Below are 26,176 nucleotides of genomic sequence, written 5' to 3' on the forward strand. Positions count from 1 at the left end.
CGCTGTGGGCGATCTGCAATCGAACAGCGCGAACGACCAATCTTTTCGCATGCTGACACGCCATCGCGGTGCGCTGGCAGCGAAGCCCGCGTGGCGCGGGTGGTACACTCGTCGTCGGGGGCTTGGTCTGGAGCGTGGCGATGAACGGCGAAACGGCGATCCGACAGCACCTCACTCTGCTTGCCTCTTCGAACGCGCCGGCGCGGCGGCGACCGGCTCTGCCCTGCGCGGCCACTCACTTGCTTACCTACGGCCGCTCTTGGGAACCCGCGGCGTTGCCGGGCGGCATCCGCCGGGGCGAACCGAAGGCGTGCTACCAAAACGCGTTCCGGTTAGCTACGGAGTGCCCGGGCCGCTTCCTCTACGCGGAAGGATACGCGCTGGACCCGGACTATGAAATTCCGATGCCACACGCGTGGTGCGTCACGGAGGCCGGCACTGTCCTCGACCCGACCTGGGCGGACGCGGAACGGGCGCGCTATTTCGGGGTTGCCTTCGACGCAGTGACGACCTTCCGGGTGCATGAGGCCACCGGGAGTTACGGGGTGTTGGAGCACCCGAACTGGAGGGTTGCCGCATCGATCCTGCTCGGGCCGTGACCGGCGCGTTGAGCACGGCACGCGGCACGTCGGCGGCGGTCATCCACGCCGACCGGCGCACGCATCCAGCGTCAAAGCACCGATGACGACCGTCTATGAGGCATAACGGACCCGGCTCCGCCGTTCGTCAGATTCTTCACAAAATTCGCGGCGCGACCCGTTGTCTGCGCGAAACCGGACCATATTCGCCGCCACCGACCCTCCATCCGATGCGGAGCCGACCGTGAAGCTGTCCCTTACCCCAACCGACCTCGACGCTCTCGAGACCTCTGTCCAGATCCTCCTGCCCGATGTCCTTGCCGCCCAGGCGTCAGCAGTTGTCGCGGAAGGGCTCGGCTTCGACACGGCTGGGAGCCTGCGCGCTGCCTTGAACGGCACCACGAGGAGCCCGCTGGTCTGCCGGATCAACGACGCGGCCGCCGCAGCAACGCTGATGCGGTTGACGGGCGCCGCGCCGGAGTATGGCACGCTCGTGACCCACGCGGCCGTGACTGCGATCCCGGGATGTTTAGAGCCCGAGACCCATGATGAGGGGATTCTCAAGGCGCTGGCCCGGGCGGTCGAAGGAGTCCGTGAAAGCGACACTGAGCGTGACGAAGATGGCCTGTACTACGACGCGTTCGGTGACGTGGTCGATGCGATCTCCCTCGACATCGAGCATGAGGGCAAGAACGCCTTCGACTGCCAGTTGTCGCTTGGCGCGGACCACGAACGGACCATCTGGCTTACCAACGACGTGACCGGCGCCCAAGCCATTTTGCGCGGTGACTACGAGGCGCTGTGCGCCATTGTCCGCGATTTCGATGAAGATTGGATTACGAATTACGACCCCGAGGATGTTCCAGGCAGCGAGCACGGCGCGCCCGACTATGATGGCGGCTGCTTCTACAACAACATCGGGGTCGAAGTCTGGCGCGACGGGGTGACGGTGACGACTTGGCAAACGAACGGTGGGGTCGAGCGGACGATTATTGAGATCGATGTGACGACCTTCGCCGAGATCGAGACGATCATGGAGCGGCACAGCTTCGGTGATGCCAACCGTGTTGTCGAAGTGCTGCGGGCCATCGGGCCGTTGCAGTCGTCATCCAGGTAGGCGACGCAGCCATGGCTCAGGGCGTGTCGGATCCCCCACATCACGTGCCGGGCTTCACTGGCGTCCGCCCTCTCCCTGTTGCGCTCCGAGGCCACCGGGCTGCGGAGGGTCGATCCCCAATGTGAGGGGGCTTTCGGAGGCCCCTCGTGCTCCGCGGCATACCATACACCGTCGCCCCTGAACGGGGCGTCGCCGAACCTGCCGTGCATCCCGCGCCGGAACTCCTCGACGAAACGCCCGGGCCTCTCGGCACGCATCGAGTCCTCCTCCCCGTCGTCGGACAGCCACTCGAGCGGGATAACGATCAGGGGCATCGCCATGGTCAGGGCGAACGTGGTGGCCAGGGACATCTCGGGCGACGCCTCCCGCCGGACGGCTGGGAGGCACGCGTCCATGAGGGCGTCGCACCTTTCCGCCAACGCGTAACTGAGCACCTGGGGGATCATGTTTCCGTCCTTCGCTTGCGTGCCGAACGTCACCCTTCCGCCGTCGAAGCCTCGGCCGTCAGCCAGGGCGCATGCCGCGCGGCGAATGCCTCCATGGCGTCGGAGGTCGGGTACTCCAGGGCGAACTCGCCAAATTTCTCCCGGAAGCCCGGCCATCGCCGCCGGAGGACGCCCTTACGCCTCGCGGTTGGGATCACCCAGACCCAGTCGAGGGTCCAGACGTGCCCCCGTAACCGGAAGGCGCACGCCCCCACCGGGGCGCCGCGGCCGAACGCTCCGGTGTCGTCGGCGAAGACGTAAGCCACCGCCTTGTCGTCGCGCTTGGTGCGGGACCATTGGACGAAGTCGTAGCCGAACTCCCGCCGGAACCGCACGGCGCGTTCGTACACAAGGTCGTGCTTCCACTGCGGCGAGTCCGGCAGCACCTCCTCGGGGCGGGCCTCGCCGTCGAGAGCGGCCAGCAGCCGGGCGTCGGGAGCGGGGGCCCGGATCGCCGTCTCCTTCTTGTGGACGCGGCGGTGCATGCGGCTCGACTCCGGGTCGCCCCTCCACCAAGTGTGCCCACAGTCCGCGCAGACCGTCTCCACCGGATCCTTCCGGCGCCTGTGCTTGGGTGCCGCGACGGAGAGAGCGTGGGCCTTGCCCTCGGCGTCCAAGCGCGCCGTCGCGCGGTAGCCCGCAGGCGTGACCAGCTGCTCCTCGCGGAGCGACCAGATCCGGTGCGGCTGGTCGTCTGGCCAGATCTCCACCGGTTCGGCCTTGTGGCGGCACTGCGCGTACCACCACACCGTCAGCTCCGTCCCGGTCAGCCTGTCCTTCGACGCCAGCGACAGGCGGTGCCCCTCGGCCCACGGGGCCGGGTCGACGTCGAAGCCGAGCCGCTCGAACCCGGCCAGCAGGGCGATCAGGTCCGGCAGGAGGTATGTGCCCTGGCCGGACACCGAGGACGAGCGGCTCCGAGGGCGGTGGAACAGGGTGGTGAGTGGGACTCGGAAGAGGGCGGCGACCGCCCGGTTGTCCACCCGCCAGAGCCTGTCGTCAAAGTCGGCGAGCAGATCCTCGACGTCGACGGCGTCAAGCCAGCCTTCAGAGAACGCCTGGTCCTTCCAGCGCCCGATGGATGCGACCTTCGGTGCTTTCCGCGGCTGCTTCAGCCTTGAGTAAAGGTCGTTGGCAAGTTCAGACTTGGTGGTTTCCATCGGCTTCTCTCGGCGCGCCGCTCGGGGAAGCTGCAGCGGCATAGGTTCTCTTCAAAGTAGAAGAAGATTGGATTCTATTGCTCCCCTGGCGTCAAGGGCGGATGCTGGGCGTTGATGGGCTCTTGGAATAGTAGCGTTTCCGGAAGTGGTGTAACCCATCCCTGGTGGGCACACGCCTGTGCGGCCCGGATGGCCAAGGCGATACTGACACCGTTGGTCTCCCCTCGGCGCAGAAGCCCTCGTACTGGATATGCTCCGCCGCGGAAAGCAGAGTGGGATCAACGGTTGCCGCTCCGATGGCAACGTGGAACTGTTGCATCAACTGCGAAGGCACCAGCGTTTGCAATGCATTGGCATCCCGGAATTTTCGTTGTTCCAAAGACTTAGGTGGAAGACCCGCTGCATCGGGCTTCCGCATCGGCATCATGTGTCGGCGCGCCCCGTCCAAGGCCCCCGGTAACCCCGTACCCCCGTACTTTTCACCCCGACACCCCGTCTCCGTCCAGGATTGGTGCGGGGTTCCGGCTCTCCGGAATCTTAGAACAGAGTATTCTTGAACAGGGGAACGAAGTTCCCGCCCAAGGGGTGCGATCCGGCGGTTTCGCCACGGATGCCTTCGGTACCCGGCAGGCCGTACAGGCGGTGGCCGACGCTGCCGATCACCTCGACGGCGACGCCGCAGGCTACCAGATCCGCCAGCATCCGCCCGGCGCCGCGGACGCTGCAGCCGACCAGGAGGGCCAAGCTGGCGCGAAAGCTGTCGGAATCGACATGGAAGCAGTGGAAGGCGCTCTGTCCCACGACCTTGTGAATAAGGCTGCGGGCATCGGCTTGACCGAGTAGAGGTGGCGTTGGTCGTCGGCTGGACTTTGGACAGAGAGCCTCGCCTAACAGGTCAGGTCCGAGCTGTCGGAGATGATGCGCGAGGTACCCGAAGGATCGCCTTACGCCGCCTTCGGACCTGCTGGTGCTGAAGAGTAGGGTCCGGCGGCCCTGCGTCGATCACCACCACCGACAGCAGTTCGCGCGCACTGCCCGTCAGCCGATTCACGAGCGCCGTCTTCAGATCCCCCGCCGATGCCGGGGGCGGCGAGCCGTCGCGTGGGGACGTGAGGTCAACCGTCGGGCCGAACCAGAACACAAGATACACGCCACGTCCGCCCGCCAGCGGATCGGCCGTGTAGAGCCGCTGCAACTGCCCTTCCGCCGCCGTCCACAGCGCATCGTGCATCTGCAGTTTGATCTCGACGGGTAACACGAGGGTGCCGGCGGTCACGTCGATGTCGGCGCGCCTGCTCCCGGCGTAATAGCCCTCCGGCTTCGCCACCGCGCCGTGGCGGATGAGGCGGGGGGTCAACAGGCCAAGCAGGGCGTTGCGGCAGATGTTCTCCACCTTGGGTCTGACGTGCTTCTCCACCTCAGTGTTCCAGAAGGTCTTCCAGCCGTCGCCGGAGCCGGTGCGGATTTCCTCGGCGATGTCCTCCAGATGCTGGACGACGAGCGCCTGCAAATCCGCGGCGTTGGCCGGCGGCCCGCCGTCGAGCGCCGCCACCAGCTGTTCCACGTCGGCATGTTGAAACAATGCTTCGCGACGAACCCGCACCTGTCGTGCCGCGGCATGGGCGAAGGTGTCATGCCAGGAGGCACGCTGGGGATCGTCGCGCCAAGCGGCAAGGAAGTCGGCCGCGTCCGTTGAGGGGTCGGCGGCGAGATGGTCGATGCAGGCGCGGATGAGGCGTGCGAACTCGGACTCCCCGCGAACCCGGCGCCCGTTCTCGACGCTGTACGCAACGTCGTCGAAACGTGGGGCCAGCGACCGGATCAGCACCATGGCCTGCTGGGTGGAAAAGCTCCACCCCTCGGCGCGGCTACCCAGGGCCAATAGCAGGACAGGGGCGATGACGTCCCAGCTCATGTCCGCCCACCGGGACAGCCGGTCTTCGAAATCGGCGGCGAAGCGGTCCGGTGCGAGATGGAAGGCCAGGGCGCTCCACAGCAGGAGCCGCTCGTCATCCGCATCATCGCCGGCAAGCCGGTGAACGGCGAGGTCCAGCAGGGCTTCGCGGTCGCCATGCCACAGGGCTGCGTTCAGCAAGCCGTCCACCGCCCGGACCGGAGCTTTCGGATAGTCCCGCAGCAAGGCCACCGCCATGCCGCCGGCGACATGTCCAAGGGGCTCCTGCCCCTTCAGGCCGAACAACCCCGGCGGACACTGCAAGCTCCGCTCGAGACAGATGCGCCAGAACGCCGCCAGGCTTCGCGAGGCCAACTCGGCGCGCTCGGCCAGAATCCATTGAATCCACGGTTCGGAGTACTGATCCTCGATCACGGAACCGCATAACGCCGCTTCCAAGGTGCGATCCGGCAGACCCAGAACGGCTTCCTTTCCCTCTGTCGCCAAAATCTCCATGCCGACCAGGAGCGGGAGCACTGCGAAGTGACGGCGATCCGTCACGGTCGTGTCGGCAAGTTTGTTCGGGCTCGGCAGATCGTCACGGAGCACAATGTTCCGGAAGCCGGCCATGATCGCAATGGCTGCCTCATCTCCGACATCTTCGGCGATGCGCGTGCGGAAGGCGTTCAGCTTTTCGCCTTCCGGCTTAGTGAGTGACCCGAACCCCGCAGCCCAGTCGAGCGTATCGAAAGCGGCTCCGCTCCGGATTTCCTCGAGATGCGGGGCCAGTTCAGCAGCGCCCTCGGCTTGATGAAGCTGCTGGGCGTCGCGTAAGCGGCGGGAGAGCGCGATATGCTCGGAATGCCGCTCATGCACACGCGTCGTAAGGGCCGCGGCGAGTGCCGGTTCTAGGTCCGGCCGTTCGTCGGGAAGCGCCGACAACTCGTCGAGCGTCACCTCACAACCATCGCCGACGCGACCACCGGCCGTACGAACGGCCAAGTCGAGCAGGAACGTGGCCCCTTCCGGCCCGCTTGCCTCCCTTGCCCAGGACACCAGATCAAAGGAAAAACCAGGAGGAAGTGGCGTGTTGAGGATGCGCTCCTGAAAGCCCCAGTAACCGCGCCAGTAATTGTCGTGTGTCTCCGACAGCCACGTCCGGAACATCGCCCGAATCATGGCGGGTTCGGCGAGATGTGCTTGTAGCCGTTTGGCATCGGGTGGCCGAATAGTCTGATGCCGATCGTCCAGCCCGGCGGCAAGCCAGTGGTACAGGCGCTCCGGGGTGGCGTCTTCCGGCACTTCGCGAAGGATGCGCTCCAGAAGTCCAATCACCAGCCCAGAATGATCGAATTGCGCGCGCCTGTCGCGCGGAGCGCCGCGCGAGGCCAGTGCGTCGGCCAGGGGTACCAGCTGGTCCCGTGGCGTTCGCCGGACGATGCCGCGGCGCAGGTCCATGCTGTAGTGCCCGACATAATCATGTGCACGCCTTCCCGTCAGGTATCCGACAAGCTGATCCGGTGTGAGCAGCCCCGGATACAGGCGCCGCAGCAGGGAGGCCCGGAGGTCCTGCCGCCGATCCGCCACGGTACCGTCATGCACCGCGTCCAGTAGGGCTTGCAGATCGTCCTGACGATCCGGACAGGCGCGGGAGAACGCGTCAATCGCGTGAGAACGGAAGGCATCGCTGACGCCGTCGTTGCGTGCGACGGCAAGCAGATCATCCCCGAGTTCCGGCCGCGGCGGCCCATTCTCGACGATGTCCAACACGGTCGCGAGCAGATGCGGTTTGCCCGTCTCGCAAAGTGCATCGCGGAAATCCGGCACGAGCTCTGGGCAGGACAAGCCGCCGAAGGGCGCACCCATGCCCGACCAGCCCGGCGTCCGCTCCTGCGCCCGGAACCACGGGTCCTGATCCGCCAGCGTCCTCAGATGGCGAAATGCCGAGTGCTTGGCCTCCACCCTCCAGGACGCGGCGTCGCCGTACAGGACGGCCCCAAGTGGATCGCGGCTGAGAAGCTGCTCGGCATGCTCAGGCATCAGGGCAACCAGCCAGGCATACACGCCGCGCAGGTCCGACAGGGTGCCGCCGTCCCAGCCAGTGATCAGCGCCAGCACGCGGCCGAGCGGCAGGCCCGCCGCCCGCATCCGGTCGCGCAGGTGGCGTGCGGCCATATACTCGGCGATCATGCGGTGGCGCGGCACCACCCGCCGGCCCTCGACCGGCGAGAACGGTCGTCGCCGCGCTGCGGCGGACAGGGCCGGGACATCACTGCCAAGGGAGTGGATCGCGGTGAACTCTGCATCGGCTTGGTTGGGGTGGAGCGCGAAGCCCGTCCGGTTGGCGAGCAGCGCCACGGCGGAAAGCCAATCGGCCGCCGCGGACAGCGCCGGGTCGGACACGGAATCGCCCACCACCTCGGCATGCTCGTCGTTCAGTTCCGTCAGCAGCTGGGCTCGGGCGCTTTCGAACAGGGCGGTGCGGGTGGCGGGCCAGCCGCCGTCACCGACATGGGCCTCCAACAACAGGCCGAGCAGTTCGGGATTGAGCAGCCAGGGGTCCAGGTTGCGCGCCCTGGCTCCGGCGATGAAGGCCCTGGCCCCGGCGTCGTCCAGCCGCGCGGCCGCGATGACGACGGCATCCTCGAACCTGAGCGGCAGCAGCTCCAGGACCACCGGCTCCCTGCCGAGCTGCGACAGCATGCGGGTATCGCTGCCGCCGTACCAGTCGGCGGTGCGACAGGACAGCCGGACCTTCGGGCTGCCAAGTTCCTCCAGCTTGCCGAGGATGTGGTCCATCACGCTGCGCCCGCCGCCGGTGCGCGCCCGGTGCTCGTCAAGACCGTCCAGGTACAGTGTGCGGCCCTGCATCGCCGATGCCGGCCGGCTGAGGAAGCGGCCGACCGGCATCACCTCCGCATCCGCTTCAACCGTCGCGGCCCGGTTGAGCTCGGTGGTCTTGCCGAGCCCCGGCTCGCCCAGCAACACGACGAGGCGATTGTCCAGGAAGTCCGCGAACACCCCTTCGCGCGGCTGGCCGTCTTCGGATGCGGGCAGAACCTGCCGGAGGCGGCGCGTCACGAGGACAGGACATTGCGTCGGTGAACGTCGGACGAAGGTCGGCATGGAAAATGGCGATCTGAATAGCCGGAAGGGGGGCGTTATGGTCATAGTTTCGGGTGTTCGACTCGTCCCGGTCAATCCCGGCGTCGGAGCATTCCGTGCGGCGCGCGGGTTCGTGATGTCCAGCTCTCCACGGTTGCGTAAATGGTCAAGGCCACGCTAACTTTCGTCCGATCATTGCCGAACTGGACGATTTCATGCTGGATACCGCAGACGTCCGCAGCCTGCATCTCTATTCCCTGGACAGTCTGCTGCCCGATCTGGTCAGCGGCCGGCCGGTTGGGTTGGACGCGGACGCTTTCTGCAGTTCTTCGGCAGGATCTTCGCTCGTAGCCCTTCTAAGCCGTTGTCCCGGCCATAGTCACGGACAAGGCAGATGAGCAAGGAGCGGTTTGTCTCGCCTCTTTTGTCTGAGGCTCGGCGCCAGCCTACCCGGCGCAACCCTCGTTGATGACCTAACGTGAGACGAGCCAACTTCCGCTCAGCAGGGTCATTAGGATCCAGTGTTGTCAGAACCGGCTGCGAGGTCTTCAGCCGGCGGAGCCATCATACACGTGGCAAAGCCCAGCTTTCGTTTCATTCCCTGAACTTTTTGTGCGATCTTCAAGGTGCGCGTGGGTCGAAAGCCTGGGCGCAGCGGCGGGAGCCGCGATGATCCTCGGCAAGGAGCAAGCCCATGACGACCACTTTCTATTCCCATATTTTTTCGTGCCTTTACGACGAGCCCGCACCGATTGGCCGGCTCGGGCGCGGGGTCCACCATTCGGTGTTCCGCTCGGTGCAGTGGCGCGATATCGGTGGCGCCTCCCTCAAGAATGGCCGCATCCACGACTTCGCGATCATCTGGGATGAGGATCACGACACGCGCGTGATACGCGTAGCCGAACGGCTGCACTTGGCCGGGCTCCTCTGGCCAATCGTGTTCATCGGCGAGCGCAAGGGCGTACTGACGATCCTCTTCGCCGCCATGGCGGGGCCGCTGCAGGACCGGGACAACGATCATCTCGCGCAGATCCAGGCAATCTCCGAGGATGCCTGCGGCGACAGCTGGACTTGTCACACGGGCTGGTTTCGCCGCACCGAAGTATTGGAGGAGGGCACGCCCTATACGGGTGGAGGCATCATCGACGATGAAGACTGGCGGGTGGTGAACTACCTAAACGGCATCGACGCGCTCTGGGAGCTCGGCGAAAAAGGCGGGGCGGCCGCATAGGCGAAACAGTAAGATGACCTTTGACCTGACCAAATTGGGCTGGAAGGCTTTTCAGGATCTCGCCACGGCGGTCGCAGCCGAGATCCTGAAACGCCCGGTGCAGACCTTCCTGGGGTCAAACGATGGTGGCCGGGACGGAGCGTTTCTTGGGACATGGACTGGGGATGACGGTCAGCCGGTCAAGTCGACGCTCCAGTGCAAGTTCATGGGGAAGCCTGGCGCCAACCTGACGTTGGCCAACCTAAAGAACGAACTGCCGAAGGCGGAGCAACTCGCCAAGAACGGGCTTGCCGAGGATTATGTGATCCTTACCAATGCCGGCGTCTCCGGTGAGGCAGACAGGGAGATTTGCGCCGCGTTCGAGGCCATGGGCGTAAAGCGATGCTTGGTGTTTGGCGGTTCGTGGATCGAGCAGCAACTTGAAGAGAGTGTGCGCCTGCGTATGCTGGTACCCCGGATCTACGGGATCGGCGACCTTTCCCACATCATCACCGACCATGCTTACAAGCAGGCCAAGGCGATCCTCGACAATATGGGATCCGATCTCAGCTGCTTCGTGCCGACCGACGCCTACCGGGATGCGGTCAAGGCGCTCCAAGAGCATCGCTTTGTCATCCTGCTTGGTGATCCGGCCTCTGGCAAATCGACGATTGCGGCGATCCTGGCGTTGGGCGCACTCGACGACGGCTGCACCGGCGCCGTGAAGATCAACGCGCCCGATCAGCTGCACTTATGGCATCCTGGCGAAAAGCAGTTGCTGTGGGTCGACGATGCCTTCGGGCCTAATCACTTCGATGTCGACCGAATGAGCCGGTGGAATGCCGAACTCGGCACGCTGCGTGCGGCGATCGAGGGGGGCGCCCGCATCATTTTCACGTCCCGCAATTATATCTGGGAGGCGGCCCGGCCCCATCTCAAGTTAAGTGCGTTCCCTTTGTTCAAGGAGAGCCAAGTCGTCGTCAATGTCCAAGAGCTGAGCGAGAATGAACGCGCGCAGATGCTCTACAACCATGTCCGCCGGGTTCATCCTCAGGCGATGCGCCAGCGGCTAAAGCCGTTTCTGCCCGCTGTCGCCGCCAACAAAGCATTTCTGCCCGAGACCGCGCGGCGGCTCGGTGATCCGCTGTTCACCAGCAAGCTGAAACTCAGCGCGGACCGGTTGAAGGAACTTGTCGAACAGCCGGTCGAGTTCCTGACCGAAGTGCTCGAACAGCTTGATACGCCGTCGCTCGGGGCCGTCGCGCTGATTTTTCTCAATTTGGAAAACGGCGTGCCGTCGCCGATCGGGCAGCACCCGGCGCTCGACATGGTCACGCGGCTGTTGGGCGTACAGCCAGCCGCCGTCGCCAAAGCGATCGAGCATATGAATGACAGCCTTACGCGGCGCCTTGCTGCTGAAGACGGTGACCATTGGGTGTTTCGGCACCCGACCGTAAATGATGCGTTTGCTGAGATCATTGCCCGCTCCCCTGAGCTGATCGAGCTCTATGTGCATGGCGCCAAGGTCGATCGGCTTATCAGCGAGGTCGTATGCGCACCGCTGACCGCTCAGCACGCTCGTGTCCGCGTCCCGGCCTCGCTGTTTCCGGTACTGTTAGGGCGGTTTCAGGATCGTTCGCTCGACGAGAGTTTCAAGTCATTCCTGGGCGCCCGCGCGGGTAGCGGCTTTCTCGGCAAGATCGTCGCTGCGCGGCCAGACGTTCTCGAATGGGCCGCAACGACGAACACCGACGACCTGTCGCCGGGCAGCCTGTTGCTCCTGGCGGCCCTCAACTCTTACGGCTTCTTGCCCGAAGCGGCCCGAAGGCGGATTGTCGAACACATGGACGATGACGCGATCACTTACATGCAGAGCAAGGTGTTTGCGAACAACATCTATCGCCAGATCTTCACCGATGAGGAGTTTAACGACCTCGCCACGCGCTTCCGCGAAGAATGGCTGAATGATTTCGAGAAACTGCTGAACAAGCTGAGCTGCAGCTTCTACACGAGCAACGAACTCAGCCTTTATGAGGAGTTCAAGGAGAGTATCGAAAAGGCTGAACCCTATTTCTTCCCGGATGGGCGTCCGGAGCCGCTCGACACCTTCTATCTCGAAATCAACGCCTATATCAGCACGCTTGAGGAGGATGCGCCCTCTTCAGAACCTTCCTCTTGGTCAGCTCAGGTGACAACGGCGGCGAGCATCTCCGCAACGTCGGTTGCTGAGGATAGCAGCACGATCTTCGATGACGTCGATGATTAAGGTCAGCGCGTAGAAGCTGTGGCAGCATGGCTTGAACAGCGGTTTCTGGTGCCGAGGTTATGCGCGAGCAAAGAAAGAGATTGGGCGGAATGCCGACCGATCGGTTCGCGATGAGTTCCCCGGTTTTTCAATATCATCGGATCAGTCGCGTCCATTGCGGCCTTCGTAACGATCCTCCCAGCGGCGGCAAGAGATGATCGTCTATGGCCATCCCGCCGCTTCGATCCAACTGGCGCGTGGCCTGATGGAATCCTCCCACGCTACCGTTTCTTCAGAATCGCCTGGACGCGCTCGACGATCCGGTTGGTGTCGGCGAGCAAGGCGTCGAGCGCTGTGTAATCCACCTCCAAGCGCTCAAGGCGGGCGGGCACTGGCGGAAGTGGCCGGGGCGGCTCGGTCGCGGCCAGCGGCTCCGGCACGATCACCTTCGGCGGCCGTCCCCGCCGGTGTCCGTGGCGGCGCGGTCCGGCGGTCTCGCCGCGGATGCCCTCGGTGCCGGGCAGCCCATAGAGGCGGTGCGAACCGCGGCCAGTCACCTCCACCGCCGCCCCGCAGGCCACCAGCTCCTCCATCATCAGCCCGGCGCCGCGGACGCTGCAGCCGAGCAGAGCCGCCAGCCGGGTCGGGCCGAGCAGCGGCGTGGCGGCGAGCAGATCGACGGCGGCGGGCAGGCGGCTGTTGGAACGGCGTGGTCCGATGGCGGCGCGGGCGCCGCGCCAGGCGTGTTCGAGCCGGCGCAGGATGGCGAGGCCGTCCGCGGCCTCGCGCTCCAGACTGGAGGCGAAGGCCAGAACCCAGCCGTCCGCGTCCGTCGGGCTGTCCGGGCGCAGGGTGTCGGCGCCGGCGAGGATGGGCAGCAGGGTGCGGGTCACGCCAGTGGCCTGCAGTGCCGCCGGCAAGGCAGCGCGCACGGCGCCGCGCGGGCGGTCGTCAAGAATCCGCGCCCGCATCGCCCGCGCCAGCGCCGGCAGGCGGGCGCCGGGGCTGAGCTGCGTCAGCGCCCACAGCGCGTCCTCGGCGAGGCGCCGGTGCTCGGGAGCATCCGTGCCGGCATCGAGGTCGCGCTCGGGTCGGCGGTCGGCGGCGGCAAGCATCAGACCGTAGAGGTGGAGGGCGTGAGAGAGCGCATCGAGGTCGGCGCCCCGTTCGTGCTGCGCCGGAGTGTCCGGTATGCGCAGGCGCAGTCCTTCGAGGAAGGCTGTCGCTTTCTCCTGAAAATTTTCTCGTGTTCTCACCAAGGTCGTAGCGACGAATCAAGGGCATCCATGCGATTGTTGCGGCTCACAATTTTCTTGCAGCCGAACGCTTTCGCGGGAGGGCCGATGGGATGGGACGGGGAGCCGACGACCCACCGGGCCATCCGCGCTGGTCCGAGGCCGAACGCCTTGCCACGCACCTTGACCGTATCCTTGATTCCTTCCCGCCGCACAGCGAGGCGCGTGCCGCCGCCATTGATGATCTTGCCGCCCGGCTGAGGCGGACGCCCCAAACGATCCGCAGTTACCTGCGCAGATACGGCGAACGCCGCTTGGTCCGGGACCTGCTGCGGGACGATTCCGGCCGTGGCCCGAGGTTGCCGCCAGAGACCGAAGGAATCGTCAAAGCAATCCTCGACGAAAAGTATCTGACCCTTGAGGGGTGTTCGCTGAACGAGGCCGTCATCATCATCAACGGCCGTCTGGAGCAGGCCGGTCTGAAGCCGGTCTCGTTCAACACGGTGAAGAGCCGGCTCTGGAAGCACTGGACGGCGGAGGACGTTGCACGGCGGCGCGGCGATCAAACCGCGGTGCGGAAGCACCGGAGGCGTGGTGGCTCGCTGGTACCCGACCATCCGCTCCAGATCTGCCAGATCGACGAGACGGAGATCGACGTCCTCGCCGTCGACGATGCCGGCAATCTCCTCAAGCGGCTTTGGGTCATCGTACTGGTCGACGTGCTCACCCACATGATCCTGGGCTTCTGGCTGTGGCCGCGCTCAGCCAACCGGGAGGCGATCGGGCTGTGCATCCAGCACGCCATCCGGCCGAAACGGGCTTATTTCCAGAAATTCGGCATCGAGGCCACGGATGTCTTTGGCCGGCCCGAGCGAATTATTTCGGACCGGGCGGCTTGGTACAAGTCCTTGCAGGACAACAAAAGCCTGGAGGATCTGCGCATCACGGTGGAGCCTCGGCACGGCGAGCCGCACATCCGCGGGGTTGTCGAGCGCCTGCAAGGCTCGATCAATCAGCAACTCCGCAAGGGCCGTGGTCGGACCGGCCACTCCACCGCCGACCGGGGCGAGTATCCGGCCGAGGAGCGCGCGTGCCTCACCTATGAACAGATCGAGAAGGCCGTCGCCATCACGGCGTTCCGCATCTGCAACGGGGAGATGGATGAGAAGACACGGAAGCGCCCCGACCTCGAATGGGCCAAGCACGCTCCGCGGATTCCCGAGCACCTCCTGGTCGTCGACTGGGAGGCGGTGCAACTCGCCTTCCTGCCGGAACACGCGGGCCGCTTGTCGAGCAAGGGGATCCCGGCCTTCGGTCTCACCTACTGGAATGCGGACGATCCCAGGCTGGCCGGGCTTTACGCCAACCGTGGCCGGGATGCACTTCGCATCAAGGTCAACCGCAACGACGTCAGCCATATCTACGTTCGGCATCCGTCCTGGGAGTCGTGGGTTGCGGTCCCACGGGCTGACGGTGTGCTCACTCCCCTGACGGCTTGGGAGTTGGAGGCGCAGAATGAGCGGGAGCGGGCCGAAGCGGAAACCAGCTGGATGGAGCGGGGAAAGTCGCGCGAGATGGTCGATGCGGCCCTGACGCCGGCGGCGGGAGCCGGGCGAAAGCCGCGTGTCAGCCGAAAGGCTGCCAGCGGGGCCTTGGCTGCACGCGTCGCCGGTGAGGCTCCCAAGCCGCACGAAGCGGAAATGGCGCTCAACCGCCTCAAAACGTCGGGCGATGGGCTGGGCCGCTTGCCCGCGGTCGAGGACTGTTTCGATGTGGAACCCTGGGGGAGCGCATGACCGACCATCTCAGCGATGAAGCACGCCGGCAGTTGGAGACACTGGGAACCGTCGAGCGCTGCGCCGCGATCGAAGCGAACCGATGGATCGGCTACCCTGCGGCGATCCGGGCTCTCGACGCGCTGACCCAGGTGCGGGAGCGCCCGAAATCCACCCGAACGACCGGGGTGGTCGTGTGTGGACCGTTCCGCAACGGCAAGACGATGGTCGCCGACAAGTTCCTCAGCATGGAAACCGTCCAGGTTCGTCCGTCGCACTACTACCAGCTGCCGACCGAGGCCACACGGCAGGAGTTCCTGACCGGCATGATCCGGGCCATGGGGCGGGTGCCCGATCCGACGCAGCGGACGATCGAGGGGCGGCGCCACCAGTTGGATGCTTTGCTCGATGAATATGAACCACGCGTCTTCATCTTCGACGATGCGCACCATGGATTCCGGGGCAGCGCCGCCAAGGAGTTCCACACGCTGCTCCGGGTCATGGGTCACCGCTGGGACATGTCGCCGGTGCTGATCGGCGACCGGTCGCTGGCGGAGACCATTCACAACGATGGCGAATTGCGCACGCGGTTGACCAATCGGTCCCTGCCGCGGTGGCAGTACGACGCCGATTACGCACGCTTGCTGAACAGCCTGGTGCGAACCCTGCCGTTGCGCCGAAAATCCGAACTCACTGACGAAGCCCTGGCCAAGCGGATCTTCCTGGTGGCCGAGGGGTTGATCGGCGACATCGTGCAGAACGTCGCCGCAGCGGCCGTGGCCGCGGTGCGCACGGGTGAGGAGCAGATCACTCTGGCTCTCTTCGACTCTCTCAAGCTGGAGCCGCCCTCGAAGCGGTTCGGACCCGACGAGCTGCGTGGGCTCTCCTGATGGCGGACCGCTTGCCGAGTGTCGGGCACGGTGAGGTTTACGCCTGCGAGCCATTGGGGCAAGGCCGACCGGACCAGGGAAGTGAATCCTGGGCGATGGACCCGTCTCCCATCGACGGTGAACTCCTCAGCAGCTGGCTCAGCCGTTACGCTTGGGCCAGCGCGATCGGGCCGTCTTCCCTCCTTCTCGGCTTTCGGGGGATCCTCGGCCGCCACACGGCCGATCTCGATGCGGACGTTCCGCCCCACTTCTTCGAGCGCCTCGAACGGCGCACCGGAATCCCGGCTACGCGGTTTGAGCAGGCGCAGCGCTTTTCCCCGACCGTTTCCTCGATGTGGACGGGAGCGCTGCGCAGTCCGCGCTTTTGTCCACGCTGCTGGGCGGCGGATGCCATCCCCTATCTCCGCTGGCAATGGCGGGGGACTCTGTTCCGGGTCTGCACAGAGCATCGGGTTTGGCTCAATCCGTGCTGTCCGAAGTGCCAGTCCCCGCTGTCCGTGCTCGGTGGGCGGCTCCGGCGGCCGCTGTGGTGTTGCGTGACGTGCCGCTCTGATCTGCGGCACGAACGGATGGATCAAGCATCGCCGCAAGCGGTCCTCGCGCAAGCCCTCATCGAGGCCATTACGGAGTTACCGGGCGAGATCGGGCTGGAGCAGGCGGTTGCCTCTACCGCGCGCGTGCTGTCCGCGCTCGACGCCGACATAAGCGCCTTGGAGGTTTCTCCGCGCGAGCAGGTTCCCCAGCCAATGAACGCGCCAGCCGAACCGACCGGGAGTGCCGTGGTTTGGGACACTATCCGACCGCGGGTGAACGCGATCTGCCGTGATCGCCTGAGGGCCTTGCTGCTTCAGCGGCTGCACCAGAGAGGGTTTGGCGAGGGAACGACAGGGAACACGCCAAGTCCGCGAAAGCCGTTGCTTCTTCTGTCACCGTCCAACCGCCTCGGCGCCTTCGTTCCGTGCGTCCGACCGGCCATCGGCGCCGACGTTCCGGCGCTTCGACAATTCTGTCGTAACTTGCTGGCCCTTTTGGACGCGGAGCCCCGTTTGGGAAAAGGGCCCGACCACTACGAGCTGTTGCAGGATCTCGCTGCGTTCCGGTGGCGAAGCATTCTTGGAGCCAAACAGCCGCTGGCCGTGGGAATGGAGGGCGGTCGCGTTGTCGGTGTGGGGACGGTGTGGACCGGGCGGCTCGTGGAGATCTTTGTCGAGCCCATGGTCGAGGCGGACTTTCTCCCTGTTCTCCTGGAAGGCTGCGTTCGCCTGGCTGCACGCCGCGGGGTGAAGCGGCTCGAAGCCGAAGTTCATTATTCCAACTATACCGACTTCGAGCGGGCCGGTTGGAGCCGCACCAACTCTGTCCCGCTTTGGAGCTTTGACATCCACACCATGACCAACCTTGACCATTGAGCGAAAGCGACGCCCTGGCACTTGGGCAGTGCGATTGCGCCGGCAAAATCGATGAAATGATACAAAAACCGGACTTAACTTCCTATAGATCATGGTCATTCTGACCCGCTTTGGCTGCCGGCGGCTTGGCGGCCCGGCGGACGACAGCGGCAGGCCGTGTATCGTCGCCGGGAAGTTTATGCAAAACGTCGGATTCGAGGGTGTTGAGAGTCGCGATGCCCCATTCTGCCAGCCGGTTCATGCAAAAAGTCCGACCGTCTTTGCCGGCTGAACGGCCGACAAGCCACCGTCCTGGGGCCGGGGTTGGCATCTTGTCGCACTCTGGTCGAAGGGCGCGCGATCACGGTGACCGGAGCTTTTCGCTGATCCTGGCAACAGCCTTGCCCCACCGGCCGGCGATGCCGGCGTGGGCTCCAGCCTGTTCAAACTGTCTGTACAGGCGGCCAAACGATCATTTCCTCAGAGCTAATCAAAATGTACAAAGGGCGTTTTCCCCTCCGCCCTGGAGCTTCCGCATGGCCCTGATCGGCTACGCCCGTGTGTCCACCGAGGATCAGGCGACCTTCAGCCAGCTCGACGAGTTGAAGGCCGCCGGTTGCGCGGTGATCTTCGAGGAGAAGGCCTCGGGCGCCAGCCGGGCACGGCCGGAACTGGCCAAGGCCGTCGCCCGCGCGCAGCGTGGCGACGTCCTGGTGGTGGCCCGCATCGACCGTCTGGCCCGTTCGCTTTCCCATCTGCTGGAGGTGATCGAGGGGCTGGAGGCCGTCGGTGCCCACTTCAAGTCGCTGCGCGATCCGATCGACACCTCGACGCCACAGGGGAAGTTCGCCCTCCAAGTGCTCGGTGCCGCCGCCGAGTTGGAACGCGCCCTGATCCGCGAGCGGACAAAGGCTGGCCTGCGGGCCGCCAAGGCCCGCGGCCGGGTGGGCGGCAACCCGGCGCTCAAGCGGCGCGATCCGGAGGCGATCGCCCAGCTCTCCGCCATCCGCGACCGGCAGTACATGGCGGACCTGTTGGCCAGCATGGCGGCGTGGCTGCCCAAGGTGCGGGCGCTGCGCCCGGCCAATTCCTGGGGCAAGGTGGCCAAGACCCTCGGGCGGCTGGGCTCGCCCGATCGGCCTTGGACGGCGGATCGTCTGTCGCGGGCGGTGCGCCGCCTCGTTGCGGAGGGACTGGCTGAGTCGGCCCTGATCGAGCCGGCACCGCGCAAGCCGCCCAAGGACGACATCCTGCTGGTCATCGCCGGCATCAAGGGAGCCGATCCCGAGATCAGCCTGCGGGCCATCGCCGCGCGCCTGGAGGACATGCGTATCCGCACGCCGCGCGGCGGCACGACGTGGTCGGCCTCCTCGGTCAAGGCACTCCTGGATCGGGCTGAGCGAACCGGGCTCGTCACTCCTACCGGTAAGGCCAGTTCCAACCGTCAGAGGGGCAGCAAGGGACCGAAGGATCCTTGAGCATGAATGTGAAACAGCTCGCGCCTGAGTCTCCTTAACTTTCATTGCTATCAACGCGCTCCCGTGCCGATCGGCGTCAGAACCCCACGCCGATTCACAGGCAGGGTCTGAAGGCGCTCGGAACCGGGTTAGGAACGCTGTTTAGAGCGGAGCGCTCCGCCGATTCGGAAGCCTCCGGATCGCCTCTCCGGAATTCGCCAACAGTGTCCGCAGCTGATCGAACCTCGTACAAGACATCCGTTGTGGTGCCACTCGCCCCCACTTCGTCTGAGCATTTTGTCGCCAGCGGGCCACACCGTAGTATGTCGGCTTCCCAAAGCGGGGGCATGCCGTGGGGTACACTCTGCGATCCATTGCCGTTGCGGCTTTCGGCCCGCTCCTCCTGGCGCCTTCGGCCGTCGCGGGAACGCCGGATCCCTCGAGCTTCCTCTTCGTGGCGTCCGCATCGGAGCCGGTCATCGCCGTCGTCGACAGCGTCAGCGACACCGTTGTGATGCGCATCCCGCTGCCCGGTCCGGCCCGGCAGACGGTGGTCCTCGAGCGTGGCGCCAAGCTCGTCGTCAGCGACGGCGTTGGGCGTAAGCTGTCCGTCATCGAAACCTCGTCCGGCACGTTGGATCGCGAACTGGCGACCTCGGTCGTCCCGGTCATGCTGCAGATCGACCGCACCGGGACCCTACTGGCGGTCGGTGATCCGTCGGCCGGCAGCGTGGAGATCATCCGGTCCTTGGGGGCGGCAACGGTTACGATCCCAGGACTGCCAGGCCTGCGCTCCATCCTGTTCGACAGCAGCAACCGGCTTCTCGTCGCATACGGCCACAGGATCGCGGTGATCGACACGCAAGCCGGGCGGGTCCTCACCGAACTGGCCGTGGAGGCCGGAAAAGGGGCGATCACCCAGCTCGCCACCGACCCTGGACGCTCCTACCTTTTCGCGTTGCAAGGCGACCAGGGCTTGGTGTCGATCTTCGATCTGAAGACCCTGGCGCGGTCCGCGCGCCTCGTCCTGCCAGCCCCGCTGGGGTCTGCGCTGCCCAGCGCCGACAGCCAGTTCATGCTGGTTCCGGTTGCCGGTGGCCGGGCCGTCTCGGTCGTCTCGACCTGGACCCTCAAGGAAAGCCGCCGTCTTGCCATGGCCGCGCCGGTCACCGGCATCGGCTTGGGAGTCTTCCAGACCGTGTCGATCGGCATGAGCCGGACGGCGCGCTCCGTCCAGGCCGTCGACCTGCGCGACCGGCGATCGCTCGGAATTCTGCCGCTGCCGGGCGTGCCGGAGGCCGGCGCCCTCGCCGCCACCGGTCTGAAATACTACGTGACGCTCGCCGACAGCGGCCAACTGGCGGTTCTCGACCTGCTTCGCACTTCCGTCCTTTCCCTCATCGACACGTCGGTGCGCGGCGCGGCGATGGTCGTTCCGGCGGTCGGCTACAGCGACTGCCATTGAAGAGCGGGCGTCGGTCGCCTCCAGCCCGTCAATCCCCGAACGAACTTTCACCGCACGCCGCACGCAGTGCGGCCCGCCCTCAGATGGGCTGAGCAGCGTGGCCGAGCACCCGGCGAACCTTGGCGACCGCCGTCACCGGGCTTTCATGGAGGTCGAGCGTGCTCTGGAGGCGGCCGGTGGCGTCGAGCAGGAGCATGGTGGCGGTGTGGTCCATGCTGTAGTCGCCACCGTCGCGCGGAACCTTGCGGGAAAAGGCCCCGAGATCCTTCAGAGCTTTGGACACCTCGTTCGGGGAGCCGGTCACGCCCCGGATGCGGGGATCGAACAGCGCGACGTACTCGCCCATGACTGCCACGCTGTCGCGTTCCGGATCGACGGTCAGGAAGACCGGGCGCAGCGCGTCTCCCTGCGGGCCGAGGCGTTTCAGGAGGTCGGCGACGTAGGACAGCGAGGTCGGGCACACGTCCGGACAGTGGGTGAAGCCGAACACCAGCAGGCTCGGCGCGCCGACGAGGTCGGCCGCGGTGAAGGACGCCGCCCGCTGGTCGGTCAGGGACCAATCCGCCGCGTCGGCAAGCGGAGGGGCGGCCGGGAGCGAGGAGCCGGAGGTCGCTGTCCCGTCGGCGGGAATGCGCTGCAGGGCGAGGACGAACACCAGGACCGCCAGCCCGGTGATCGCCCACAGGCCGCGGCGCAGCTGCTTGGGCGTGATCATCGCGGCCTCCTCATTCCGGCCCCATCGCACCCGGCCCGCCCACCGTCACCGGCACCTGGACCGCGCCGCTCCTCTCGAAGGTCACCGTGAGCGGAAATTTCTGACCGGGCTTCAGGCCGCCCTTCAACTCCATCAGCATCACGTGCATGCCCCCGGGTTCCATCCTGAGCGCGCCGCCGGCCGGAACCGCCGGCGCCGGAACCTCCTGCATGGTGAGGACGTCGCCCTGCCGTCTGGTCTCATGGGCCATGACGTGCCCGGCGACCGGTGCGGCCAAGGACAGGATGCGCTCCGGTTGCGCGGCGTCGTTGCGGATGACCAGATAGGCCGCTCCGGTCTTGGCGCCCGGCGTGGTCGCGCGCGCCCACGCCCGCTCGACGGTGATCGCGCCGGACCGGACCGGCTCCGCCAGGGCGGGGGAGGCGGCGGCAAGGCCGAGGAGCACAAGCCCCGGCAGGGAACGCAACGTCGTCATCTTGTCCATCCTGGTCAGGTCGAAGAGTCGCCGCCGACGCGCAGCGCCGGACGGCTGTCCCGCTCGCGGGGCGAGCGCAGGGCGATGGCGGCGGCACCGCCGACGATCAGCACGTCGGCGACGTTGAAGGTCGGCCAATGCCACCCGAAGGCGTGCAGGTCGAGGAAGTCGGTCACCGCCCCCTGGCGCAGGCGATCGACCACGTTGCCGATCGCCCCGCCGGCGATGGCGCCGGCGGCGGCGGCCAGCGGCCGGTCAGGCAGGCGGATCGCCCACAGCATCAGCCCGGCGGCGACCACGAGCGCCACCCCGGCCAGGAGGAGGGGGGCCAACGCTCCGTCGCCGCCGAGCAGGCCGAAGCTGATCCCGGTGTTGAAGCCGAGCGTCAGGTTGAAGAAGGGGGTGACCGGGATGGTCCGTGGCGGGTTGAGGACATGGGCGAGAATCGCCCATTTGCTCAACTGGTCGGCGGCCAGGGCGAACGCCGCCGCGGCGAGCGTCACGCGCAGGCCGGGCAAGGCAAGGCGGTGGGGCATTCCAGTCTCCGTCGTCGCGCCGGGAAGGGGGCTGCGCCGGGGGACCGTACATGCTCCAGCCACTGGAGCATCAAGAGGGAATCGACCGTGGGAAGCGGCTGGATCAGTGGCGGTCGCTCAAGCAATGGGAGTGGTCGGCCAGAACCTCGATGACGTGGCAGGTCCGCACCTGCCCCTGCGCGCAATGCTCGACCATCTGGCGCACCTCGGCCTGCAGCGCCTGGAGCCGGGCGATCTTGAAATCGATGTCCGCGAGGTGGGCGCGGGCCAGGGCATCGGCCTCGTGGCAGGGCTGGGCGGGGTCGTCGGCCAGGGTCAGCAGCTGGCGGATGGCCTCGGTCTCGAAACCGAGCTCGCGGGCGTGGCGGATGAAGCGCAGCCGCCGGGCCGCCGCCTCGTCGAAGCTGCGCCGGTTGCTCCCGGTCCGCGACGGCGAGGGCAGCAGCCCGATGCTCTCGTAGTAGCGGATGGTCGGGATCTTTACCCCGGTCTGCGTCGACAGCGCGCCGATGGTCAGGGTCGTCATCGAAAAATCCTCTTGATCCTCCAGTCGCTGGAGAATTTAGGCTCACGGAGAGATGCAGACAAGGAGCCTCCGATGAGCGCGCCCGATCCCGGTGCCGAGCGGCACCACCAGCGCACCCGTTACCGCGTGACCGGCATGGACTGCGGGTCGTGCGCGGCGAAGATCGAAACGGCGCTGGGGCGCGTGCACGGGGTGCACGGGGTCGGCGTGTCGGTACCGGCCGGCACCGTGACCGTGACCCACGAGCCCTCGCTGTCCCCCGACGCCATCGTCCAGCCGCTCTCCGCCCTCGGCTTCGGGGTGAGCGGCAGCGAGGCCGGGACGGCCGATCGCGCCCAGAGCGCCGGGTCCGGGGACGGGCATGATCATGGGCACGACCACCGCCACGGGGCCGGCGACGGCGCTTGGTGGAGCACGGGCAAGGGGCGCCTCGCCATCGCCTCGGGTGCGGCGCTGGTGGCGGCCTACGCCTTGGGCAAGCTTGTTCCGGCCACGGAGAGCTGGGCCTTCCTGCTGGCCATGGCGGTCGGGCTCGTGCCCACCGCGCGCCGGGCCTTCGCCGCCGCCCGCACCGGCACGCCCTTTTCCATCGAGATGCTGATGACGATCGCCGCCGTCGGCGCCGTGGTCATCGGGGCCACCGAGGAGGCGGCGATGGTCGTCTTCCTGTTCCTGGTCGGCGAGTTGCTCGAAGGGGTGGCCGCCGGCCGGGCGCGCGCCAGCATCCAGGGCTTGACCAAGCTGATGCCGGACACGGCGCTGGTCGAGGTCGGCTCGCGGACCCGGAGCGCCCCGGCGGCGAGCCTGGCGGTCGGGATGGTGATCCTGGTGCGGCCCGGCGACCGGGTGGCGGCCGACGGCGTGATCCTGTCCGGCGAGAGCGCCCTCGATGAAGCCCCCGTCACCGGCGAGAGCGTGCCCAGGCGCAAGGGCGAGGGCGATGCGGTGTTCGCCGGCACCATCAACGGCGACGGCGTGCTGCGCGTGCGGGTCACCGCTGCGGCCAGGGACAACACCATCGCCCGCGTGGTGCGTCTGGTCGAGGAGGCGCAGGAGAGCAAGGCGCCGACCGAGCGCTTCATCGACCGCTTCTCCCGCTTCTACACGCCGGGTGTGGTCGTGGTGGCGGCGCTGGTCGCCGTGCTTCCGCCCCTGGTGGCCGGCGGGGAGTGGGGCGACTGGATCTACAAGGGGCTGGCCATCCTGCTGATCGGCTGCCCCTGCGCGCTGGTGATTTCCACCCCGGCGGCCATCGCCGCCGGTCTGTCCAACGGGGCGCGGCGCGGGCTGCTGCTGAAGGGCGGCGCGGTGCTGGAGACGCTGGGCGGCATCACCACCGTGGCCTTCGACAAGACCGGGACGCTGACCGAGGGCAGGCCGAAGGTCACCGACGTCGTGGCGTTTGAGCGCCCGGAGGCGGTCGTGCTGACGCTGGCCGCCGGCCTGGAGGCCGGGTCGAGCCACCCGCTGGCCAAGGCGATCCTTGCCGCCGCGCAGCAGCGCGGCTTGCCGTCGCCGGCCGCCACGGAGACCGTGGCCCTGCCGGGCCAGGGGGTCAGCGGCCGGATCGACGGGCACCGGCTGGTCCTCGCCTCGGCGCGGGCCGCGGGGGAGAGCGTGGCGCTCACGCCGGCCCAGGCGGAGCGGATCGCCGTCCTGAACGCCGAGGGCAAGACCGTGTCGGTGCTGCTGGAGGACGGCGTGGCGGCCGGGCTGCTGGCGATGCGCGACGAGCCGCGCGACGACGCCAAGAGCGGCCTTGCGGCGCTGCGGGCGATCGGCATCCGCTCGCTGATGGTGACCGGCGACACCGCCGCCACGGCCAAGGCGATCGCCGCCGACCTCGGGATCGAGCCGCGAGCCGAGCTGCTGCCGGAGGACAAGCAGCGCATCGTGCGCGAACTGCAGGCACGCGGCGAGCGGGTGGCCAAGGTGGGTGACGGCATCAACGACGCGCCGGCCCTGGCGGCGGCCGACGTCGGCATCGCCATGGGCGGCGGCACCGACGTGGCGCTGGAGACGGCGGATGCCGCGGTGCTGCACGGCCGGGTCGGCGACGTGGCGGCGATGGTGCTCCTGTCGCGGCGGACGATGGCCAACATCCGCCAGAACATCACGCTGGCGCTCGGGCTGAAGGCGGTGTTCCTGGTAACGACGGTCATCGGCGTCACCGGCCTGTGGCCGGCCATCCTGGCCGACACCGGGGCAACCGTGCTGGTCACCGCCAACGCATTGCGCCTGCTCTCCTTGCGGTCCTGACGCGCCGTGGCGGACCTTGCAGCGCGGCGGAAGCAGCACCGCGGCCCCGCCGCCGGCGCCGATCGGCCGGAGGCTGTCCCGGTGGTGACGCCCGGCCGGCGCCGGCTGGCCGGCGGGCTGTGGCGGTGTGTGGCGGCCGCGCTGCTGGGTGGGCTGGCGGTCGCCGCCTTGCCGCCGCTGTCCATTCCCCCGGTTCTGGCGCTTGCGTTCGGCGGGCTCTTCCTCCTGCTCGACGGCGCGCCGCCAGTCCGGGCGGCGCTGGTCGGGTGGAGTTTCGGCTTCGGGTTCTTCGTCGTCGGCACGCATTGGATCGCCGAGAGCTTCCTCGTCGAGCCTGAGCGCTTCGGTTGGCTGGCCGCTCCCGCCGTCACCGGCATCGGCGCCATCCTGGCTGTCTTCAGCGCAGTGCCGGCCTGGGCCGTTGCCCGCCTCAAGGTCGGCGGCCTGCCCGGCGCGCTGCTGTTCGCTTCCCTGTGGGCTGGCGCGGAATGGTTGCGGGGCCATGTCCTGACCGGATTCCCATGGAACCTCGTCGCCTACGGCTGGGTCGAGCTGGCGGGGCCGCGGCAAGCGGCGGCCGTGGTCGGCAGTTACGGCCTGAGCCTGCTGACGGTTCTCGCCATGACGGTGCCGGCGGTGCTGCTGCGCTGCCGGTCGCGGCGGGAGCGCCGACGGACGGTGCTGGTGGGCGGGGCGGTCGCGCTCGTGCTGGCGAGCGGCGCCCTGCGGCTCACTGAGCCTCCGCTCCCCGCTCCGGCGGGGCCGCTGGTGCGGATCGTCCAGGGCAACATCCCACAGGCCAGCAAGTGGCGACCCGAGCGGCGTGCGGCGACGGTCGAGCGCTATCTGGACCTGTCCTCCCAGGCCGGCCGGTTCGACCTGCTCGTCTGGCCGGAAACGGCGTATCCCGGCTTCCTGGAGGAAAGCGCCGCGACCCTCGACCGGATCGCCGCCCTGCTGCCGCGGGGCGGGCATCTCCTGGCCGGGACGCCGCGGCGCAGCCAGGAGGCCACGGGCCCCGCCTATTGGAACGCCATCGTCGCAATCGACGACCGCGGCCGGGTGACGGCGACCTACGCCAAGCATCATCTGGTCCCCTTCGGCGAGTATGTGCCCTTGCGGGGCCTGCTGCCCATCGAGCGGATCGCGCCGGGGCTGGGAGACTTCTCGGCGGGGCCCGGTCCGCGGACGCTGCGGCTCGGCGGCACCGCGGTGGGCGCGGCCATCTGCTACGAGGTGATCTTCCCCGGTGCGGTGGTCGAGCGGGTGAACCGGCCGGACTGGATCGTCAACGCGACCAACGACGCCTGGTTCGGCACCTCGATGGGCCCCTACCAGCATCTCGCCTCCGCCCGCATGCGGGCGGTCGAGGAGGGGCTGCCCGTGGTGCGCGCCGCCAACACCGGCATTTCGGCGGTCATCGACGGGTTCGGCAGGCTGCGCGCCAGCCTGCCCCTGGAGCAGACCGGGATCATCGACGCTCCGCTGCCGCCGCCGCTTCCGCCGACCCTCTACGGCCGGTACGGCGACTGGACCTTCCTGGGGCTGCTCCTCGCCGTGCTGTCGCTGGCCTGGATCCTCCGACGCGACACGCCGCCAACGCCATAGGAAACGCGCGCCGCACCGGAGTCCCGCGGGGCACCGGGGCATCATCACAGACG

The 26,176-nt window shown here is 67.2% G+C and carries 19 protein-coding genes; 11 read left to right on the top strand and 8 right to left on the bottom strand.

Annotation, left to right across the window (positions count from 1 at the left end):
- Positions 1-140 precede the first annotated feature (140 nt).
- Positions 141-599, top strand: a complete 459-nt coding sequence (locus JN22_RS29290; RefSeq protein WP_085557458.1) for a hypothetical protein — start codon at positions 141-143, stop codon at positions 597-599.
- Between the two features lie 223 nt (positions 600-822).
- Positions 823-1,695, top strand: coding sequence for a hypothetical protein (locus tag JN22_RS29295; protein ID WP_085557459.1), 873 nt, complete (start codon positions 823-825; stop codon positions 1,693-1,695).
- Positions 1,696-2,170: 475 nt separating this feature from the next.
- Here JN22_RS29295 and JN22_RS29300 read toward each other — a convergent pair whose 3' ends face one another.
- The 3 genes from JN22_RS29300 to JN22_RS29310 all read right to left on the bottom strand — a co-directional run bounded on the left by JN22_RS29300 (position 2,171) and on the right by JN22_RS29310 (position 8,360).
- Entirely contained in the window at positions 2,171-3,340 is a 1,170-nt protein-coding gene (locus JN22_RS29300) for a hypothetical protein (RefSeq protein ID WP_143268729.1), read from the bottom strand.
- 537 nt (positions 3,341-3,877) lie between these two features.
- Positions 3,878-4,141: a hypothetical protein gene (locus JN22_RS29305; protein ID WP_085557461.1), complete on the bottom strand. Its 264-nt coding sequence runs from the start codon at positions 4,139-4,141 to the stop codon at positions 3,878-3,880.
- Positions 4,142-4,235: 94 nt separating this feature from the next.
- On the bottom strand, positions 4,236-8,360 hold the full coding sequence (locus tag JN22_RS29310) for an NACHT domain-containing protein (protein ID WP_179166291.1): 4,125 nt from the start codon (positions 8,358-8,360) through the stop codon (positions 4,236-4,238).
- Between the two features lie 673 nt (positions 8,361-9,033).
- On the opposite strand from JN22_RS29310, the gene JN22_RS29315 reads away from it, so the two are divergent.
- Both JN22_RS29315 and JN22_RS29320 read left to right on the top strand, forming a co-directional pair.
- On the top strand, positions 9,034-9,570 hold the full coding sequence (locus JN22_RS29315; protein ID WP_085557462.1) for a hypothetical protein: 537 nt from the start codon (positions 9,034-9,036) through the stop codon (positions 9,568-9,570).
- A gap of 13 nt (positions 9,571-9,583) precedes the next feature.
- On the top strand, positions 9,584-11,815 hold the full coding sequence (locus JN22_RS29320) for an nSTAND3 domain-containing NTPase (protein ID WP_085557463.1): 2,232 nt from the start codon (positions 9,584-9,586) through the stop codon (positions 11,813-11,815).
- Positions 11,816-12,075: 260 nt separating this feature from the next.
- Here JN22_RS29320 and JN22_RS29325 read toward each other — a convergent pair whose 3' ends face one another.
- Complete coding sequence (locus tag JN22_RS29325) at positions 12,076-12,909, bottom strand: hypothetical protein (RefSeq protein ID WP_179166292.1); 834 nt, start codon at positions 12,907-12,909, stop codon at positions 12,076-12,078.
- 233 nt (positions 12,910-13,142) lie between these two features.
- On the opposite strand from JN22_RS29325, the gene JN22_RS29330 reads away from it, so the two are divergent.
- The 5 genes from JN22_RS29330 (at position 13,143) to JN22_RS29350 (ending at position 20,004) form a co-directional block, all read left to right on the top strand.
- On the top strand, positions 13,143-14,825 hold the full coding sequence (locus JN22_RS29330) for an integrase catalytic domain-containing protein (RefSeq protein ID WP_085557464.1): 1,683 nt from the start codon (positions 13,143-13,145) through the stop codon (positions 14,823-14,825).
- The gene (locus tag JN22_RS29335; RefSeq protein WP_085557465.1) at positions 14,822-15,694 is read left to right on the top strand and encodes a TniB family NTP-binding protein; all 873 of its coding nucleotides are present in this window, start codon (positions 14,822-14,824) and stop codon (positions 15,692-15,694) included. Before JN22_RS29330 ends, JN22_RS29335 begins: the two co-directional genes overlap by 4 nt.
- A gap of 95 nt (positions 15,695-15,789) precedes the next feature.
- Complete coding sequence (locus JN22_RS29340) at positions 15,790-17,103, top strand: TniQ family protein (protein ID WP_179166293.1); 1,314 nt, start codon at positions 15,790-15,792, stop codon at positions 17,101-17,103.
- A 515-nt stretch (positions 17,104-17,618) separates the two neighbouring features.
- Entirely contained in the window at positions 17,619-18,560 is a 942-nt protein-coding gene (locus JN22_RS29345; protein WP_085557467.1) for a recombinase family protein, read from the top strand.
- Positions 18,561-18,891: 331 nt separating this feature from the next.
- Positions 18,892-20,004 carry a YncE family protein gene (locus JN22_RS29350; RefSeq protein WP_143268733.1) on the top strand — a complete coding sequence of 371 codons (1,113 nt, stop codon included), beginning with the start codon at positions 18,892-18,894 and terminating at the stop codon, positions 20,002-20,004.
- Between the two features lie 79 nt (positions 20,005-20,083).
- On the opposite strand, the gene JN22_RS29355 is transcribed toward JN22_RS29350, so the two are convergent.
- From JN22_RS29355 to JN22_RS29370, 4 genes are all read right to left on the bottom strand, one after another.
- Positions 20,084-20,719 carry an SCO family protein gene (locus JN22_RS29355; RefSeq protein ID WP_085557469.1) on the bottom strand — a complete coding sequence of 212 codons (636 nt, stop codon included), beginning with the start codon at positions 20,717-20,719 and terminating at the stop codon, positions 20,084-20,086.
- A gap of 10 nt (positions 20,720-20,729) precedes the next feature.
- The gene (locus JN22_RS29360) at positions 20,730-21,194 is read right to left on the bottom strand and encodes a copper chaperone PCu(A)C (RefSeq protein WP_179166294.1); all 465 of its coding nucleotides are present in this window, start codon (positions 21,192-21,194) and stop codon (positions 20,730-20,732) included.
- 14 nt (positions 21,195-21,208) lie between these two features.
- Positions 21,209-21,730 (bottom strand): signal peptidase II, encoded by a 522-nt coding sequence (gene lspA, locus JN22_RS29365; RefSeq protein WP_085557471.1) that lies wholly within the window; start codon positions 21,728-21,730, stop codon positions 21,209-21,211.
- Between the two features lie 103 nt (positions 21,731-21,833).
- Complete coding sequence (locus JN22_RS29370; protein ID WP_085557472.1) at positions 21,834-22,256, bottom strand: MerR family transcriptional regulator; 423 nt, start codon at positions 22,254-22,256, stop codon at positions 21,834-21,836.
- A gap of 72 nt (positions 22,257-22,328) precedes the next feature.
- On the opposite strand from JN22_RS29370, the gene JN22_RS29375 reads away from it, so the two are divergent.
- Positions 22,329-24,515, top strand: coding sequence for a heavy metal translocating P-type ATPase (locus JN22_RS29375; protein ID WP_085557473.1), 2,187 nt, complete (start codon positions 22,329-22,331; stop codon positions 24,513-24,515).
- A gap of 81 nt (positions 24,516-24,596) precedes the next feature.
- Entirely contained in the window at positions 24,597-26,123 is a 1,527-nt protein-coding gene (lnt, locus tag JN22_RS29380) for an apolipoprotein N-acyltransferase (RefSeq protein ID WP_085557474.1), read from the top strand.
- The last annotated feature ends 53 nt before the right edge of the window (positions 26,124-26,176 follow it).

It is taken from the genome of Azospirillum agricola, assembly GCF_020005195.1.
Taxonomy (GTDB): domain Bacteria; phylum Pseudomonadota; class Alphaproteobacteria; order Azospirillales; family Azospirillaceae; genus Azospirillum; species Azospirillum agricola.